At 64.9% G+C, this 17,136-nt stretch carries 12 protein-coding genes; 9 read left to right on the forward strand and 3 right to left on the reverse strand.

What is annotated here, in order from left to right:
• The first annotated feature begins 3 nt into the window (after window positions 1-3).
• Window positions 4-2,301, forward strand: coding sequence for an endonuclease/exonuclease/phosphatase family protein (locus DPM33_RS01760; protein ID WP_167448909.1), 2,298 nt, complete (start codon window positions 4-6; stop codon window positions 2,299-2,301).
• Window positions 2,302-2,398: 97 nt separating this feature from the next.
• Here the strand turns inward: DPM33_RS01760 and DPM33_RS01765 are convergent, their stop codons facing one another.
• The 3 genes from DPM33_RS01765 to DPM33_RS01775 all read right to left on the reverse strand — a co-directional run bounded on the left by DPM33_RS01765 (window position 2,399) and on the right by DPM33_RS01775 (window position 7,459).
• On the reverse strand, window positions 2,399-2,836 hold the full coding sequence (locus DPM33_RS01765) for a hypothetical protein (RefSeq protein ID WP_167448910.1): 438 nt from the start codon (window positions 2,834-2,836) through the stop codon (window positions 2,399-2,401).
• Window positions 2,837-2,879: 43 nt separating this feature from the next.
• On the reverse strand, window positions 2,880-6,284 hold the full coding sequence (locus tag DPM33_RS01770) for an acyl-[ACP]--phospholipid O-acyltransferase (protein WP_112095169.1): 3,405 nt from the start codon (window positions 6,282-6,284) through the stop codon (window positions 2,880-2,882).
• Window positions 6,285-6,712: 428 nt separating this feature from the next.
• The gene (locus DPM33_RS01775) at window positions 6,713-7,459 is read right to left on the reverse strand and encodes an IclR family transcriptional regulator (protein ID WP_112095170.1); all 747 of its coding nucleotides are present in this window, start codon (window positions 7,457-7,459) and stop codon (window positions 6,713-6,715) included.
• A gap of 157 nt (window positions 7,460-7,616) precedes the next feature.
• On the opposite strand from DPM33_RS01775, the gene DPM33_RS01780 reads away from it, so the two are divergent.
• The 8 genes from DPM33_RS01780 (at window position 7,617) to DPM33_RS01815 (ending at window position 17,136) form a co-directional block, all read left to right on the forward strand.
• A complete protein-coding gene (locus DPM33_RS01780; protein ID WP_245441958.1) occupies window positions 7,617-9,008 on the forward strand; it encodes a transaminase in 1,392 nt (463 codons plus the stop codon).
• Window positions 9,009-9,117: 109 nt separating this feature from the next.
• On the forward strand, window positions 9,118-10,185 hold the full coding sequence (locus tag DPM33_RS01785; protein WP_245441959.1) for a substrate-binding domain-containing protein: 1,068 nt from the start codon (window positions 9,118-9,120) through the stop codon (window positions 10,183-10,185).
• Window positions 10,186-10,210: 25 nt separating this feature from the next.
• The gene (locus tag DPM33_RS01790; protein ID WP_112095172.1) at window positions 10,211-11,482 is read left to right on the forward strand and encodes an ABC transporter substrate-binding protein; all 1,272 of its coding nucleotides are present in this window, start codon (window positions 10,211-10,213) and stop codon (window positions 11,480-11,482) included.
• 86 nt (window positions 11,483-11,568) lie between these two features.
• Window positions 11,569-12,414: a carbohydrate ABC transporter permease gene (locus tag DPM33_RS01795; protein WP_112095173.1), complete on the forward strand. Its 846-nt coding sequence runs from the start codon at window positions 11,569-11,571 to the stop codon at window positions 12,412-12,414.
• A gap of 13 nt (window positions 12,415-12,427) precedes the next feature.
• Entirely contained in the window at window positions 12,428-13,273 is an 846-nt protein-coding gene (locus DPM33_RS01800; RefSeq protein WP_112095174.1) for a carbohydrate ABC transporter permease, read from the forward strand.
• A 21-nt stretch (window positions 13,274-13,294) separates the two neighbouring features.
• Entirely contained in the window at window positions 13,295-14,335 is a 1,041-nt protein-coding gene (locus tag DPM33_RS01805) for an ABC transporter ATP-binding protein (protein ID WP_112095175.1), read from the forward strand.
• Window positions 14,336-14,351: 16 nt separating this feature from the next.
• On the forward strand, window positions 14,352-15,629 hold the full coding sequence (locus tag DPM33_RS01810) for an MGH1-like glycoside hydrolase domain-containing protein (RefSeq protein WP_112095176.1): 1,278 nt from the start codon (window positions 14,352-14,354) through the stop codon (window positions 15,627-15,629).
• Between the two features lie 106 nt (window positions 15,630-15,735).
• Entirely contained in the window at window positions 15,736-17,136 is a 1,401-nt protein-coding gene (locus DPM33_RS01815) for an SWIM zinc finger family protein (protein WP_112095177.1), read from the forward strand.

Raw genomic sequence — 17,136 nt, forward strand, 5'->3', positions numbered from 1 at the left:
GAGATGAGCGCGTCGATTAGAGTTCTGACCTACAATGTCCAGATGCGGTCGTGGGCCATGGAAGCCGGCGCGCAAGGATCCCTGACGCCATACGAGAACGTAGAGGACCGCGCCAAGCTGATCTCGAAGAGGATTCTCGACAGCGAGTGGGACTACGACGTCTTGTGCTTCCAGGAAGTATTCGACGAGGACGGGCGCGATGCGTTGATCTCGCATCTCAAGGCCAAATACCCATTCCGCGTCGAGAAGGCGCAAGGTGACTCGGTTTCCACCGTGTGCGCTACGCTTTTGGGTATTGCCGGCTATGCGGCGACCATTCCCGGCGGCGCCGCGCTGTCGATCGTCGCTGGCGCCATCGGGTTGATCCTGATCCCTTTCAGCAAGTTCGAAGACTCGGGCCTGATGATTTTCAGCCGCATTCCGTTCGACGGCACACCGGTCCCAGCCGACCTGCAGCACATTGTTGGACAGGACAAGATCCCCATCGTCGCGTTCGTGGAATACGAAGACTCGGTTTGGGACGATTCCGCCGCCTCCAAGGGCGTGCTGTACGCCAAGCTCGTACAGGATGGGAAGGCATTCCATCTGCTGAACAGCCACACACAGGCCGACTCGACCGACAATGTCGAGGCACACAAGGACATACGCCGCAAGCAACTCAACCAGGCCTTCGATCTGATCAAGACAATGTCCGGCAACGTCGAGGATGCCGAGATCCTGATGTGCGGCGACCTCAACATCGATGGCATGAGTCATCCGACCACTGGTTTCCGACAGGAGTGGACCGAGCGCTTCGACACGCCGAGCGCCCCTTTCACGAAGGTGCTGCACGACTCGTGGATGCACGAACAGTCGCCGGGCGACGTGCGCCTCGGCATGCTGACTTTACCTGATTGGTTCGACCGGGGAATGACCGTGCACAACCAGCGGCTCGACTACGCGTTGCGCGGCCGTGGGCCACTGAACGGACGGCGGGCGATGCAGCATATGTGCATCGCCTATGACATTGCGACAGACGCGACGAATCCGACGTCCTATGTCAGCGACCATCTTCCGGTCCGCATCGATCTCGACCTTGACCGACCTTTCGCGTCGATCGCCACGTCCGAGCAGATCAACATGCCGATCGGAAGCGGTGACAAGATATTCGACGGCTTCCTGGTTGAAGGCCAGATGCATTGGATCTGCATCAAGGATCCCGGCGGCTATGCGATCGACCTTAAGCTGGGTGGTCCCGACGTGAGGATGGACATCTTCACCGCCGACAATCTGTCGGTTCCGGTGAAACCATTCAGTATCCAGGACGAAGGCGGGCCGCGCCAGGAAAAGATGACGCGCTTCGCATTGCCACTTGCTCCGTTCCTCATCCGCATCGCCCATCCAAGCCGGCGCGGCGAGCGACGCTACAGGGTGCGGGTCCATCGCTATGCCGGCACGAGCCGCCTGGACGCCATTCCCTTGCAGCGCAACGTGCCGTTTGTCGCCCAAGCCAAGGTCGGTGCACCGCACTCGCTGGATGACCCGTCCACGCCCGATTTCGATGAGATGGACACGGTCTGGTTCTGCGCGGCGCTCGACACCGAGCCGGATGGCAGCTTGAACGCCAACTCGACCATATCCATAAACAATGCGGACATGGATGCATTCGGTCTGCTCGTGGTCGCTTCGAAGCCCGGATCGAACGACTTGGCTCTATTGGACAAAGTGGATGCCGGCCCTGCTGTCGTCTCGCAGGTAGGCTATGACCGCCCGCTGAACGGCTATTTTCTGGCGCAACGTCAGGATCCAAGCTTTACCGCGGAGCGCTTCACCATCACGCTGAAGTCGAACGTCAGCTACCTCTACGGCAACCCGAACAACGCCGGCTCCCGCGCGCGGACGATGGCGCGCCTCTTCTGTCGCGACGAGACGGACGGCTTCCTGGGCAGCGAGGCCGGTTCCGATGACATCCAAATCAATGTCAGCGTTGGTGGTCTGCTTCGCGTTCATATTCCAAACAGCGACGAATTGGAGTTCGACGACGATTCGTTCCGCGATCTGCCCCAACTCAACATGGTTCGGTACATCGATTCGGCTGAATTCGAGTTGGTCGAACTGGACGACCTCAGCGCGGCAGACCGGACATCGATCCACATACCTTCCTTCGACATGCTGGCCAACACGGATAAGGTTCTGGAGGGAGTAGGGGCCAGTCTCACAGTTCAGCTTCCGCTGGTCTTCAACCCGGCTGAGGACGATGACGACGACGATGACGGGGTATATGACCTTCAGATAACCGTATCGTGCGAGCCGCCCCCATAATCGGCGGCGAGTTTCCGGCTTGCCACGTTACCGTTATCCAGCGGTTATCGCGGAGCGTTCGTTTCTGGCGAGATCAAAGTTCAACCGAAAGTCCGACTTAGGCGCATATCGGTCGTTCGGCTACATACTTTTTTCGACCGAACGGATCGAGCTCCCCTCCCGACTTGCGCTGCATCAGGATCTTGATCGCGTCGGGATCGAAGCTGCGCCAGAAGGCGCGGTCGTTGAGGACCAGATGCGACTTGGCTTGGATTTCGGACAGGCGGCGGGCGCCGAGGTTGACCGAAACCAGCTTCGGCAGCGACGGTGCCTCGCCGCGCGAGAAACGCTGGGTGATCGGGCCGAACAGCATCCGCGAGGCGGACAGGAAGGCTTCGCCGTAGGCGACGCTCACATGATGGCCGTGCATCGTTTCCTCCTCCGGTTCATTGGGCCCCGTCTTGTCTCGGGATTGAGACGCCACGGCGGGAGCCGATGCAACCGGAAAGGAAAATGACATGCTAACCATCTCTGCCGCAGCGGCGGAGATGAGCAATGAACCGGCCGGCGTTTTCGCGCCGGCCTGTTCATTGATCAGATCAGGCGGCCTTGACCTTCAGCTCTTCGGCGCCGCGCACCATCCGGGTCACGCCGGCGAAGTCGAGCTTGCCGGAACCGAGCACCGGCACCTTCGGCACCACGCGCACTTCGGCCGGCACCATCAGGTCCATGGCGCCGTTCGCCTTGGCGAAGGCCAGGAACTCCGCGCGGGTGGCGCCGGAGGCCTCGGTGATCAGGATCAGCTTCTCGCCCTTGCGGGCATCGGGCAGCGTGGCGACGGCCGACAGCGCGCCTTTCCAGAGTTCGCCGGCCAGCGCCTCGACCGCTGCCAGCGAGACCATCTCGCCGGCGATCTTGGCAAAGCGCTTGGCGCGGCCGCGGATCGAGATGAAGCCCGCATCGTCGACCGTGACGACGTCGCCGGTATCGTGCCAGCCATCCGCCAGCGGCTCGATCACGCCGGGGTTCTCGGCGCGCAGATAGCCGGCCATGACGTTCGGGCCGCGCACGAACAGCCGCCCGCCTTCGTCGACGCCGGGCACCGGCTCCAGCCGGTACTCCATGCCGGGCATGATTTTGCCGACACTGCCGGACTTGTTGTACATCGGCGTGTTGATGGCGATCACCGGCGCGGTTTCGGTCACGCCATAACCTTCCAGGATGCGCAGCCCGAACTTCTCCATATAGGTCGTGCGCGTCGCCACCTTCACCGGCTCGGCGCCGGCGAAGCAGTAGCGCACCGAACGGAAGTCGTAAGGATGCGCCGTGCGGGCATAGCCCGACAGGAAGGTGTCGGTGCCGAAGATGATCGTCGCGTTCGAGGCGTAGATCAGTTCCGGCACGATGCGGTAGTGCAGCGGCGAGGGGTAGAAATACACCGGCACGCCCGAGATCAGCGGCAGCACCGTGCCCGCCGTCATGCCGAAGGAATGGAAGATCGGCAGCACGTTGAACACCTTGTCGCCCGAATGGAAGTCGATGCGCGAGGCGGCCTGGGCGGCGTTGGCCAGGATGTTGCGATGGGTGAGCGCCACGCCCTTCGGCGTGCCTTCCGAGCCCGAGGTGAACAGGATCGCGGCCGCATCGTCCGCCTTGCGCGCCACCCGCGGCGTCGCCTTGCGCAGCAGGCCGAGCAACTTGTCCTTGAGGCCGATCGTGGCGCGCAGGTCGTCGAGCCAGACGATGTCGAGGGAACGGCCGATCTCCTCGACCACCGGCCCGAGCTTTGCCTGTTCGACGAAGGTGCGCGAGGTCAGCACCGTGCGCACCTCGGCCGCCTTGCAGGCCGACAGGATGTTCGCGGCGCCGGCGGTGAAGTTGATCATCGCCGGAACCTTGCCGGCCGACATGACGCCGAGCAGCGCTGCGCAGGCGCCGTTGGCGTTGGGCAGCATGATGCCCAGCGTCTGCTGTCCGGCATAGAGATGCTCGAACTTCTCGCCGAGCACCGCGGCGGCGGTGAGCAGCTTGCCGTAGCTCAGCGAACCGGTGACCGGATCCTGCACGGCGAGCTCCTTCATGCCGCGCTCGTGCGCCGTCTCGATGATCTTCTCCAGCACCGTCTTGTTGGTGTCCTGGGTGCGGAAGACGAGGTCGGACATCACCTGGTAGAGCGCCGAGCCGGCCGCGCCGCGGCGCTGGCGGCCCTTCAGTTCCTGCTGAACTTCGAGTTTGACCGGCTCCAGTATGGTCACCTTGACCTTCGGGAACAGGCGGCGGCGCACATGCTGCGAGGAGAGCCGCGAGAAGTAGCTCTTCTCCAGCCCGTCGATGCGCACGGGCACCACCATCGAGCCGGTCCTGTCGGCGACCATGGCGGCGCCGTCATAGACCTTCATCAAGCCGCCGGTGACGGTGATGCGGCCCTCCGGGAAGATCACCAGCGGATCGCCGCCCTGCACGATCTTGATCAGCGTGCGGGTCGACATGGGCTTCGCCGGGTTGAGCGGCAGCGCGCGGGCGAGCTTCATGAACGGCTTCATCCACCAGGCCTGGGCGATCGTGTAGTCGATGGCGAAGACCGGCTCCTCGTCGGTCAGCGTCAGCGCCAGCGGGCCGTCGAGGAAGCTGACATGGTTGAGCGCGAGGATCGGCGCCTTGCCGGCAGCCTTGAGATTGTCCAGCCCCTCGACTTCGAGGCGCAGGAAGGCGCGAAACAGGATCGAGACGAAGTCGCGGAACGGATTGGTCGGCAGGAATTTCAGCATCAGCCAGGCGGCAACGGCGTTGGCAACGACGAGGCCGAACAGGATGCCCGCGATCGAGACGCCCGCCGCCTGGATCAAGCTGACCAGCAATCCGCCGACTGTCATGAAGCCGGCATTGACGATGCTGACCGCGGCGACGACGCGGGCGCGGCGCGCCTCGGGCGACCAGGCCTGCACGGCGGCGAAGGTCGGCACCACCAGGAAGGCGGCCGCGATAGCCATGCCGGCGAGGTCGATGGCGACTCGGATGGTGTTCGAGCCGACGAAGAAGGCGGCGAGCGTCTCGGTCTTCGGCGACGGCTGCATGGCGCCGATGGTCCAGGCCAGATGCAGGCCGAACAGCGCCAGCAGCGCGGTGCCGACCGGCGCCGGCAGCAGAACCATGCGCCCCTGCGACATCCAGGCGGCGATGGCCGAGCCGATGGCGATGGAGACGGCGAACACGGCGAGATAGGCGGTGACCGCGATCTCGTTGCCGCCGAGCGAATCCTTGATCAGCGACGGCAGGATCGACAGCACGATGGCGCCGACCAGCCAGAACCAAGACGTCATCAGGCCGGCGCGCCAGATGCGCATGTCGGTGCGCAATTCGGCGACCTGCCGCCAGGTCGAACGGAAGATGTTCTTGTCGATGACGAGGTTGGGGGCGGCCGAGCCGGTGGAAGGGATGTAGCGGCTGACGAACCAGCAGCCGACGGCCAAAGCCATCATGATCGGCCCGAACACCGTGACGCCGATGCCGTCGGCGGAAACGACGCCGCCGGCGATCGTGCCGCCCAAGATCGCGGCGAAGGTGGCCGACTCGATCCAGGCGTTGGCCTTGGGCAGTTCCTTGCGCTCCAGGTGATCCGGCAGGATGCCGTATTTGATCGGCCCGAACAGCGCCGAGATGATGCCGAACATCAACAGCGCCGTCATCAGCACCGGAATCGAGGACAGCGCGATGCCGACGACGGCGACGGCGGCTGCGGCGATCTCGGTGAATTTCAGCCGCCGCGCGATCAGCGCCTTGTCGAAGCGGTCGGCGATCTCGCCGCCCAGCGCGGAAAGCAGCAGGAAGGGCGCCATGAAGATGGCGCCGGCAAGCGTCACCAGCGACGCGGCCTGATCCTTCGCCAGCGTGAAGAGAATGAGGAACACCAGCGTGTTCTTCAGGAAATTGTCGTTGAAGGCCGAGAGGAATTGCGTCCAGAAGAGAGGCGCGAAGCGCCGCGACATCATCAGATGGGTGTTCATGGCAATTTCCATTGGGCAGGGCCGTCTGGCAATCCGACTGGACTGAGCGGACACTTGCGCGGTTTGAGCCTTGTTTATCGGGAAGCGGTTAAACTTCGTTACCGCGATTTATTCCAATCCATTTGTTTCTTGCCCTTGGCGCCCCGCATCTGTCGTCCGCGATCGGTCTCCAGGGCTTGCAGGCGCTCGAATATTTGCGGGCATGGCTGTCGGTGAGCATCGATATGGTCCTTTCGTTTCAGGCTTAGGCTGCGTCGGCGCAGGCTTGTTTCAGGCCGGATACGTTCTCTTGAACGCCGTTCATAGGTGCACGATAGCACATCGTGAACGACGTTCAAGAGAAAAATGAACGATGTTCACAAGCTGGGCCGGTAGGAAAAAAATGGCGAAAGGCGGGGAGCGGCGGCTTTCGGCGCTTAAGGCGCGGCTCACGCCTCGCCTGTCAGTCGGGCCGTGATCAGCCTTGCCGCCCTGAGCGCCGCCTCGCCCTGGCTGCCCGCGATCGCGTCATCGATACGCGAGATCGGCGAGGCGACCGCCAGAGTGCCGATCGGCTGGCCGTCGGCGCCGAGGATCGCGGCGCCGATGCTGTGCACGCCTTCCTCATAACCCTGGGAACTGCGCGAATAGCCGCTTGTGGCCGCAAACGCGATGGCTTTGGCCAGCGTGTCCGGCCCCGTCATCGTATGCGCGGTGAAGGCTCGCAAAGGCTTCTCGAGATAGGCGCCGACCACTTCCAGCCGCGAGGCGGCAAGGAAGGCGATGCCCGACGCCGTGCCGTGCAACGGCAGCACCTGGCCGACATCGACATTGACGCGGTTGGCCTTGGCCGACAGCTCGACATGCAGCGTCAGCAGCGCGCCGGCGCTGAACTCGGACAGATGCACCGTCTCGCCGGTTTCGAGCGACAGCTCGCGGATGACGGGCGCTGCGAGGCGTACGAAGGGGAAATGCGCGTCGCGGATGCGGGCGAGCCGAGACAGGCCGGCGCCCAGCCGGTAGCGGCGACTCCGGGGTTCCTGCTCGATCAGCCGATGCGCGGCGAGCGCCATCAAGAGCCGCCTGGCTGTCGCCTTGTCGAGCCCGGCGCGGCGGGCGAGATCGGAGAGCCCGATCTCCGGCTCGTGCAGCGTGAACAACTCCAGCAGCGACACCGCCTTGCCCACCGTGCTCATCGTCCATTCTCCGAGATACTTCGCATGTGAATTAACTTGACAGGCGCCTGTCCTGCCTTCAGTGTAACCTATAACATACAAAACAATGGTTCAAATAATGGACCGATTGGAACGGCTACGCACCCCAGATTTTGCGCGCCAGGGAGAGTTCAGCGCCGTGACGGCCGCCAGCAAGACTGCTTTGCAACCCGTAACCATCGAAGACCTGCTCGACCGCGAGCAGGCGCGGTTCCTCGCCACGCATCCGCGCTCGGCGGCGGCCTGGGAAGAGGGCAAGACACATTTCCTCTATGGCGGCCCGTCGCACTGGATGCGCCGCTGGGCCGGCGGCTTCCCGGTCTACGCCGCGTCCGCGAGCGGCGCGCATATCCGCGACATCGACGACCACGACTATGTCGACTTCGCGCTGGGCGACACTGGCGGCATGTGCGGCCACGCGCCCGAGGCGGTGACGCGCGCCGCGCTCCACCAACTGCGGAACGGCACCATGATGCTGCCCACCGAGGACAGCCTCTGGGTCGGCGCCGAACTGACGCGCCGCTTCGGTCTGCCTTACTGGACGCTGACCACCTCGGCCACCGATGCCAATCGTGGCGCGATCCGCATCGCGCGCATGATCACCGGGCGCGACAAGGTGCTGGTCTTTTCCGGCTGCTATCACGGCGGCGTCGAGGAGGCGCATGTCGAGATCCGCGACGGCAGGATCGGCATGCGCAACATGATCCACCCGAACGGCGTCGATCATTCCGCCGTCTCAAGGGTGGTCGAATTCAACGACGTCGCGGCGCTCGAGGAAGCGCTGTCGCATGGCGACGTCGCCTGCGTGCTGACCGAACCGCTGATGACCAATTTCGGCATGATCCCGGTCGCCGAGGGTTTTCACACCGCACTTCGCGAAATCACCCGCCGCACCGGCACCGTGCTGATCATCGACGAGACCCACACCATCTCCAGCGGTCCTGGCGGCTACACCGCGCTGCACGGGCTGGAGCCGGACATGCTGGTCGCCGGCAAGGCGATCGCCGGCGGCATTCCGGCCGGCATTTTTGGCGTCTCGCGTGAAATTGCCGAACGGTTTTGGAAAATCGTGCCGATGGTCAATCCACGCGTGCGCCAGTCGGCGCATCTCGGCATCGGCGGCACGCTGGCGGGCAACGCGCTGACCGTCGCCACCATGCGCGCTGTGCTGGAAGAGGTGCTGACGCCGGCCAATTTCGAGCTAATGATCGCGAACGCCACGAGCCTTGCCGAGGCGGCGTGGGACATCATCCGCGCCAACGCCTTGCCCTGGCATGTGACGCAGACGGGCGCCCGCGCGGAGATCATGTTCATGCCGAACCCGCCGCGCAATGGCGCCGACGTCATTGCCGGCCGGCGCGGCGACCTGGAGACGCTTTTGCATGCCTTCTACATGAACGAAGGCATATTGGTGACGCCGTTCCACACCATGTTCCTGATGTGCCCGGCGACGTCGGCCGGCGATGTCGACCGTCACACGGAAGTCTTCGGCCGTTTCGTCGACCTCATCCGCGGCGCGGGCGTCGTCTGAGCGATGGCGAACCCATTCGCTGCCGCGCCACGCGCGGCCGACTATTAGCAAAATTTAAAACGTTTGCAATTTCGAAAAAGGCGATTACAAACGTTTCAACACCGCGTTCATGGAGGAGCGATTGCCGGCCCGCGTCACCACGCTGAAGGAGCTAGCCGCGAGCCTCGGCCTGTCGATCACGACGGTATCGCGGGCGCTCGCCGGCCATCAGCAGATCGCCTTGAAGACGCGCGAGCGCGTCGCCCAGGCGGCACGCCAGGCCGGCTACGTGGCCAACACCGCGGCGCGCACGCTGGTTTCCGGACGCAGCGGCTTCGTCGGCCTGGTGCTGCCGATCCGCGGGCCCCACCTGGTCGATTCCTTTCTTGGCGAATTCGTCACCGGGCTCGGCGAAGGGCTGGTTGCGCATGGCGCGGATCTCATCCTCGCCACCGCCGCGCAGGACCAGGCCGAGCTTGCCGTCCTGCGTCATGTCGTCGAGTCCGGACGCGCCGACGGCGTCGTCATCACGCGCATCGCCGAGGTCGACGAACGCCTCGCTTATCTACGCAATAGGGGTTTTCCGTTCGTCGCGCATGGCCGCCTGCTCGACAGCGACTTTGCCTACAACTGGCTCGACACCGATGGCGCCCATGCCTTCGGTGAAGCCTTCGACATGCTTTACGATCTCGGCCACCGCCATTTCGGCCTCGTGACGATTTCCGAGCCGATGACCTTCCGGCATCTGAGACAGGACGGCCTCGCCGCCGCGATCGCCCGTCGCGGCGATCCGTCCGTGCGGCTCGACGTGGCGACCGCTTCGCGCTTCGACCGGGGCGCCCGCATCCAGGCTGTCAACCGCCTGCTCCAGGGTCCTAGCCGGCCGACTGCGATCATCGCCCTGTTCGACGAACTAGCGCTGACGGTCATGGAGGAGGCGGCGCGGACCGGCCTCACGGTGCCGCGCGACCTCTCCGTCATCGGCTTCGATAATGTCTTGGCCTCAGCCTATGCGCCGCCGGGCCTCACCACTTTCGACGCCTCGATCCGCCAGTGCGCGCGCGAGATCGCGGACATGCTGCTCACCATCATCGCTGAAAAACCGGCTGAGCCGCTGACCCGTCTGATCCGGCCGGCCCTGGTGTCGAGGGCGAGCCATGGACCCGCGCCGAGAACAAGAAAGATGACGCCGGCGTGATGGCGTCAATCCAGGGAGGAAGAGCATGACCAATGTGTTGAGGAAACTGGCGGGTGCGGCGCTGGCGCTGTCGTTTGCCCTTGGTGCTGCCCAGGCCCAGCAGGTGCTGTTCTGGTCGACGCAGGCGCGCCCTGTCGAGGAAACGCAGAAGATGCGCGACGAAGTGCTGAAGGGCTTCGACGGTCCGGTCGACTATCAGGTCGCCGAGGACGGCCCGTGGCTGACACGCCTGCAGGCCGAGTTGCAGGCAGGCTCCGGCACCATCGGCCTGCTCGGCGGCCTGCATGGCGACTTCTCCACGGTCGGCGCCAACCTCGTCGATCTCTCCGCTGTCGATGTCGGCGGAGTCAAAGTCAACGAGGCCTACAAGAAGCTCGGCACGCTCGGCACCGGCGAGCAGAAATATATGCCCTGGATGCAGGCCACCTATCTGATGGCCGCGAACAAGCAGGCGCTGCAATATCTGCCGCCCGGTGTCGATCTCAAGACCATCACCTATGACCAGCTGATCGAATGGTCGAAGACCATCGCCGAAAAGACCGGCTCGCCGAAATTCGGCTTTCCTGCCGGTCCGAAGGGGCTGAAGCACCGCTTCTTCGAAGGCTTTCTCTACCCGTCCTACACCGGCTCGATGGTCACCAAGTTCCGTTCCGCAGAGGCCGAGACCGCCTGGAACAAGTTCAAGGAGCTTTGGCAGTACACCAATCCGAACTCGACCAATTACGCCTTCATGCAGGAGCCGCTGCTGTCGGGTGAAGTGTGGATTGCGTTCGACCATGTCGCGCGCCTCGCCGATGCCTTCAACCAGAAGCCTGACGACTTCGTCGCCTTCCCGGCGCCGGCCGGTCCTGCCGGTCGCGGCTTCATGCCGGTGGTGGCCGGCGTCGCCATCCCGAAGACCTCGCCCGACATGGCCAAGGCCAAGGCGCTGGTCGCCTATATGTTGAAGCCGGAGACGCAGATCGCGACGCTGAAGGCGACCAACTTTTTCCCTGTCGTCGACGTCAAGCTGCCCGACGACATGCCTGCCTCGGTGAAGGCTTTCGGCCCGGCGATCGCCACCATGACCGGCGCGCCCGACGCGCTGCCGGCGTTGCTGCCGATGGGGCTGGGCGATCTCGGCGGCAAGTTCAACCAGGTCTACACCGACAGCTTCGAGCGCATCGTGCTTGGCGGCGAGGACGTGCATGGCGTGCTCGAAGAACAGGCTGCCGCGCTCAAGGCGATCATCGACCAGGCCAAGGCGCCGTGCTGGGCGCCCGACAAGCCGTCCGAGGGGGCTTGCCCGGTAGACTGACCGATCCTCCCGAGGGGCGCCCGGAGTTTGTTGCACTCCGGGCGCCGGACCGTCGCGCTCGACGGCGGCGCGTAAGGACAAACACCATGAACGGCAAGGCTCTGCCCTATCTGCTGCTGATGCCCGCGACTTTGTTTCTGTGCGTCTTCTTCCTCTATCCGTTCGCGCTGGTCGCCTTCGAGGCAGTGACCCGCGACGGCGCCTTCACGCTCGACAATTTCCGCACCATGGCCGGCAGCTGGAAATTTCCGGTCACCGTGAGCAACACGCTGCTGCTTGCCGCGATCGTGGTGCCGATCCAGCTCGCCATGGCGCTCTTGATGGCAAGCGTCGTGTCGCGGCTGGAGACCGGACGCAGCGTGGCACTTTACATCTTCGCCATCCCGCTTGGCATTTCCGACCTTGCCGCCGGGCTGATCTGGCTTGCCATCTTCGACCAGTCCGGCTTCCTCAACACGCTGCTCTCGACGCTTGGCATCGTCGACCGGCCGATCATGTTTCTCGGCTACCAGGACAAGCTCACCATCTTCGTTGCCGTGGCGCTGGCCGAGATCTGGCGCGCCACCGCGATCATGATGGTCATCCTCGTCGCCGGCATGGGGCTGATCCCCAAGGAATATTGCGAGGCGGCTGAAGTGTTCGGCGCCGGCCCGTGGAAGCGCTTCATCCGCATTACGCTTCCGCTGCTTCGCCCCAGCCTGCAGACGGCGATCATCTTGCGCGTCATCCTCGCCTTCGAGGTCTTCGCCGTGGTCGCGGCGCTCGGCGGAACGAACCTGCCGGTGCTGATGGGTGAGACGTACAACTGGCAGTTCACGCTGCAGGACCGCAATGTCGCCGCCGCCTCGGCACTGCTCATCCTCGCCATCTCGATTGGCTTCACGCTGTTCTTCCTCAGAGTGCTGCGCGTGCCCAAGGAAGCCCGGATATGAAGGAGGCGCGGATATGAGCGTCGCCGCGGAGGCGCCGGTTGCCGTGGCCGCCGACGCCCGCAGGGCCGGCGACTGGCTGCTCGTCGCCACCGCCGTCCTGCTGTGCGTCTGGGTGCTGCTGCCGATCTATCTGCTGATCGTCAACGCGCTGTCGTCGCCGGATCAGGTCACCGCCTTTCCCAAGCGCTTTTTTCCATCCTTCGATGTCGGCAGCCTGTCCTTCTTCATCAACTTCGCCGGTGTCGCCAGGGCGCTGTGGAACTCGGTCCTCGTCGCCACGCTGACGATGATCCTGTCGATCGGCTTCGGCGCGCCGGCCGGCTACGCGCTGTCGCGCTTCGACTTTCCGGGCAAGGGCACGTTCCGTTTCCTGGTGCTGATGACCCGCGCCTTCCCGCTGCCGCTGCTCGCGCTGCCGCTGGCGGTGATGTTCATCCGCACCGGCCTCGACGACACCGCGATCGGTCTGGCGCTGGTGCACACAACGCTGGCGCTGCCCTTCGCCGTGCTCATCACCTTCTCGCTGTTTTCCGGCATACCGGTCGAACTCGAGGAGGCGGCCTGGACGCTCGGCTGCACCCGATGGCAGGCCTTTCGCAAGGTGATCCTGCCGCTGGCGCTGCCGGGCGTCGCAGCCTCGGCAGTGTTCGCCTTCACCATCTCTTGGAACGAGGTGTTCGCCGCCGCCGTGCTCACCATCGAGAACCGCACGCTGACGGCCTTCCTGCTGCAGAGCCTCGGCGAGTCGCCGCTCTACCTCAAATTCGCAGGCGGCGCGGCCCTGGTCGTGCCGGCGCTGATCTTCATCTTCGCCGTCCGGAAATACCTGTTCGCCATGTGGGGGATCGCCAACCGATGACGTGCGAGACGGAGAACGATCATGGCTGAAATCGCCATCAAGGGAGTGGCCAAGCGCTTCGGCGGTTTCACCGCGCTGCATCAGGTCGACCTCGCCATCGCCGACCAGGAATTCATGGTGCTGCTCGGCGCCTCCGGCTGCGGCAAGACCACGCTGCTCAGGATCGTTGCCGGGCTGGAGACGCCAAGCCAGGGCGAGGTCTGGATCGGCGGCCGCCGCGTCGACCATCTGCCGCCACGCGAGCGCGGCATCGCCATGGTGTTCCAGAACTATGCCGTCTTCCCGCATCTGACCGTGTTCGAGAACATCGCCTTCGGCCTGCGCATGAAGAAATTGCCGCAGCAGGAAGTCGAGCGCCGCGTCAACCGCACCGCCGAGCTGATGCATATCGAGCAGCTTCTGAAGCGCTACTCAGGCCAGCTCTCCGGCGGCCAGCGCCAGCGCGTCGCCGTCGCCCGCGCGCTCGCCGTGGAGCCTGACGTCATCCTGATGGACGAGCCGCTGTCCAACCTCGACGCGCTGCTGCGGCTGGAGATGCGCGCCGAACTGAAGGGCGTGCTCGCGGCCTCGAAGACCACGACCATTTACGTCACCCACGACCAGGTCGAGGCGATGAGCCTCGCCGACCGCATCGCCGTCATGCATCAGGGCCGCATCGTCCAGGCAGCGTCTCCGGTCGAGGTCTACCGCGATCCGGCGGCCCGCTTCGTCGGCTCCTTCATCGGCAACCCGCCGATGAATTTCCTGCCCGCGTCCAAGGCCGCGAACGGCGGCTGGAGCGTTGCCGGGCTGACGCTGCCCGGCCCGAGATCGGAAAGGCAGAATATCGAATTCGCCATCCGGCCCGAGGACGTCGATGCCGGCGACGACGGGTTGCAGGCCACGGTGCGCGTCATCGAACCGCTCGGACCCCACACGCTGGTCACTTGCGACGTCGAGGGCGGCCTGTTCCGTGCCGTCCTGGACTCCGGCGCCACCGTTGCCGTGGGCGACCGCCTGCGGCTTGCTCCCAAGCCCGACCGCATCCGCTGGTTCGATCCCGAAACCACCAATGCCCTCTGAAAGACCTCGATCCCCTATGACCGCATCCGCCGCAAAAGACATCATTGCCCGCGCCGTCGAGGTGCTGAAGGAAAACGACCACGGCGACTACACCGTCCCGACGAAGGGGCTCTACCCGTTCCAGTGGAATTGGGATTCCTGCCTGACGGCGCTTGGCCTCGCCCATTATGACGAGGCGCGCGCCTGGACCGAGATCGAGACCCTGTTCGCGCATCAATGGCCCGACGGCATGGTGCCGCATATCGTCTTCCATGTCTGGAACGATGGTTATTTTCCGGGGCCCGAGGTCTGGCGCACCGGCCGCCCGACGGCGACGTCCGGCATCACCCAGCCGGCCGTCGCCGGCTTTGCCGTGCGCCGCCTGTTCGACCGGGCGCGCGACAGGAAACTTGCCGCGGCGCGTGCTCGCGCGCTGCTACCCAGGATCGACGCCTGGCATCGCTGTTTCTATGAGAACCGCGACCCCAAGGGGGAGGGGCTGGTTGCGATCGTCCATCCTTGGGAGTCCGGTCGCGACAACTCCATCGATTGGGATGAAGCCTTCGAGCGCGTGCCGACCGAAGGCGTCGAGCCCTACACCCGCCGCGACACTTTGCACGCCGATCCGGCGCACCGTCCGACCCAGGCGCAATACGACCGCTATCTCTGGCTGGTGCAGCATTTTCGCGGGCTGGGATGGGATAATGCCAGGCTGCACGACGCCTCGCCGTTCCAGATCGTCGATCCCGGCTTCAACGCCATCCTGATCCGCGCCTGCGCCGACCTTGCCGATCTCGCCGAGGCGCTCGGCGAAACCAGGATCGCCGATGCCAATCGAGCCCGTGCCGTAAGAGGCCTTGCGGCGATGGAGCGGCTGTGGAGCGAGGCGCACGGCCAGTATCTGTGTCTCGACCGCATAACCGGCAAGCTTGTCGACAGCGCCTCCGTTGGCGGCATCCTGGCCGCCTTCGCCGCCATCCCGCAGGCGCGCGCCGCGGCGATCGCCGCAACGGTCGAACGCCTCGCCGGCAAGGCGCGTCACGTCGTCCCCTCGCACGATCCCGGCGATCCGCGCTTCGACGCCAAGCGCTACTGGCGCGGTCCGGTCTGGCTGGTGGTCAACTATATGGTCGCCGACGGGCTTCTGGCAGCCGGCCACGTTGAGGTCGCCCGGCGTATCACCCAGTCCAGTCTCGACCTGATCACCGAAAGCGGCTTCGCCGAATATTACGACCCGCTCACCGGCGAGCCGCTCGGCGGCGGCCGCTTCACCTGGACGGCGGCGATGGTCATAGAGTTTTTGCGCGAAATGTAAGCGCCCTTTTATTGGGGCGTAAACTTTGCGACGACTGGAGCTACACCGGCGCGTCGCAAACGGCTATCTATCGTTGCGGAATCATGCTTCGGGGGTGAGGCGCGGCTTGCAGCTGGATTTGAAAACAATCGAGGCGCTTGCTCCCGACCAGGCCTCGCTTGGCGCAGCCGCGAAGCTGACCAAGCGCTCGAACTGGCCCCGGCTTGAAGCGTATGAGCATCTGCCGCTGATCTGGGGCGAATGCCAGGGCTCGGGCTCCAATCCCTACCGCGTTGCCTTCGACACGTCGGATCACGGCTATAAATGCACCTGTCCCTCGCGGAAATTCCCCTGCAAGCACATACTGGCGCTGGCGTGGATCGGCGCCACGGCACCAGACAGCTTCGCGCTCGTCGACCAGACGCCCGACTGGGTCAACGATTGGCTCGGCCGGCGCCGCAAGCCCGGCCAGTCTCCAATACCGGCCGCGGCCGGTTCCGAGGGCAAAAGCATCGACGAAGCCACGCGGCCCGCGGAAAGCGCGCCGGTAGAGGACACGGCTGCCGCGGAACGCCGCGAGGCGACGCAGCGCAAGCGGGCGGAGGACACGCGAAGCGCGGTTTCTGCCGCGCTTGACGAGCTCGACCAGTGGATCGCCGACCAACTGCGGCTCGGCCTTGCCGGCTTTGTCGATGCCTCGAGCGAGCGCTGCCGCCGCATCGCGGCGAGGCTTGTCGACCTGAAGGCGACGGCGCTCGCCGGTCGCATCGACGAATTGCCGGCGCGGCTGATGGCGCTGCGCGGCGAGGAGCGGCCGGACGCTGCGATCCGCGAGCTGGGCAAGCTGGTGCTGCTTGCCAAGGCCTGGCGCGCCGCGCCCGACGATGCCGAATTGAAACGTCTGGTCTCGACATCGGAGACGCGCGACCAGATCCTCGCCAATCCCGATGCGATCCAAGTGGAAAGTGACTGGGAAGTGCTCGGCGAGAAGATCGAGACCCGCCGCGACGGCCTCGTCAGCCACGCGACCTGGCTGTTAGATCTTGGGAGCACAACCCCGCGCTTTGCTCTGTTGCTCGATTTCTTCCCGGCTTCGGCCGGCCGGCGGTCCGGTGCTTTCGCGCCAGGGGACCGCTTCAAAGCGAGGCTGGTGTTCTATCCGTCGCGCAATCCGCTCCGGGCCCTGGTCGCGGAACGGCTGGGCGATGTGGTGGCCGGTGCATGGCCAGTGTTCGCTCCGAACACGGCCGGCGATCCGCTGGCCGCCTATGCCGCCTTTCAGGACGGCGCGCCATGGCTGGCCGAATGCCCGGTCATCCTGCCGGCCGGTGCGATCGCGCTGGACGAAAAGGAGGGCGCCTGGTGGCAGGCGGCAAGCGATCCGCACGGCATTGCCCTGCCTGTCGCGGGCTCCGTCAGCCAGACTTTGCTTGGGCTGGATCTCGCGGCGACGGCAGCGCTCTGGAACGGCGCCAGGCTCGAGCTTCTGGCCTCGCAAAGCAGCATCGGGAGGCTCGATCTGTCATGA

This window comes from Mesorhizobium hawassense (assembly GCF_003289945.1).
In the GTDB taxonomy this organism is placed as follows: domain Bacteria; phylum Pseudomonadota; class Alphaproteobacteria; order Rhizobiales; family Rhizobiaceae; genus Mesorhizobium; species Mesorhizobium hawassense.

Coding starts and splice junctions, on each gene's coding strand:
- DPM33_RS01775 (WP_112095170.1), bottom strand. CDS start 7,459: ATGAGCACGGTGGGCAAGGCGGTGTCGCTGCTGGAGTTGTTCACGCTG.
- DPM33_RS01805 (WP_112095175.1), top strand. CDS start 13,295: ATGGCTGAAATCGCCATCAAGGGAGTGGCCAAGCGCTTCGGCGGTTTC.
- DPM33_RS01785 (WP_245441959.1), top strand. CDS start 9,118: ATGGAGGAGCGATTGCCGGCCCGCGTCACCACGCTGAAGGAGCTAGCC.
- DPM33_RS01760 (WP_167448909.1), top strand. CDS start 4: ATGAGCGCGTCGATTAGAGTTCTGACCTACAATGTCCAGATGCGGTCG.
- DPM33_RS01810 (WP_112095176.1), top strand. CDS start 14,352: ATGACCGCATCCGCCGCAAAAGACATCATTGCCCGCGCCGTCGAGGTG.
- DPM33_RS01795 (WP_112095173.1), top strand. CDS start 11,569: ATGAACGGCAAGGCTCTGCCCTATCTGCTGCTGATGCCCGCGACTTTG.
- DPM33_RS01800 (WP_112095174.1), top strand. CDS start 12,428: ATGAGCGTCGCCGCGGAGGCGCCGGTTGCCGTGGCCGCCGACGCCCGC.
- DPM33_RS01790 (WP_112095172.1), top strand. CDS start 10,211: ATGACCAATGTGTTGAGGAAACTGGCGGGTGCGGCGCTGGCGCTGTCG.
- DPM33_RS01770 (WP_112095169.1), bottom strand. CDS start 6,284: ATGAACACCCATCTGATGATGTCGCGGCGCTTCGCGCCTCTCTTCTGG.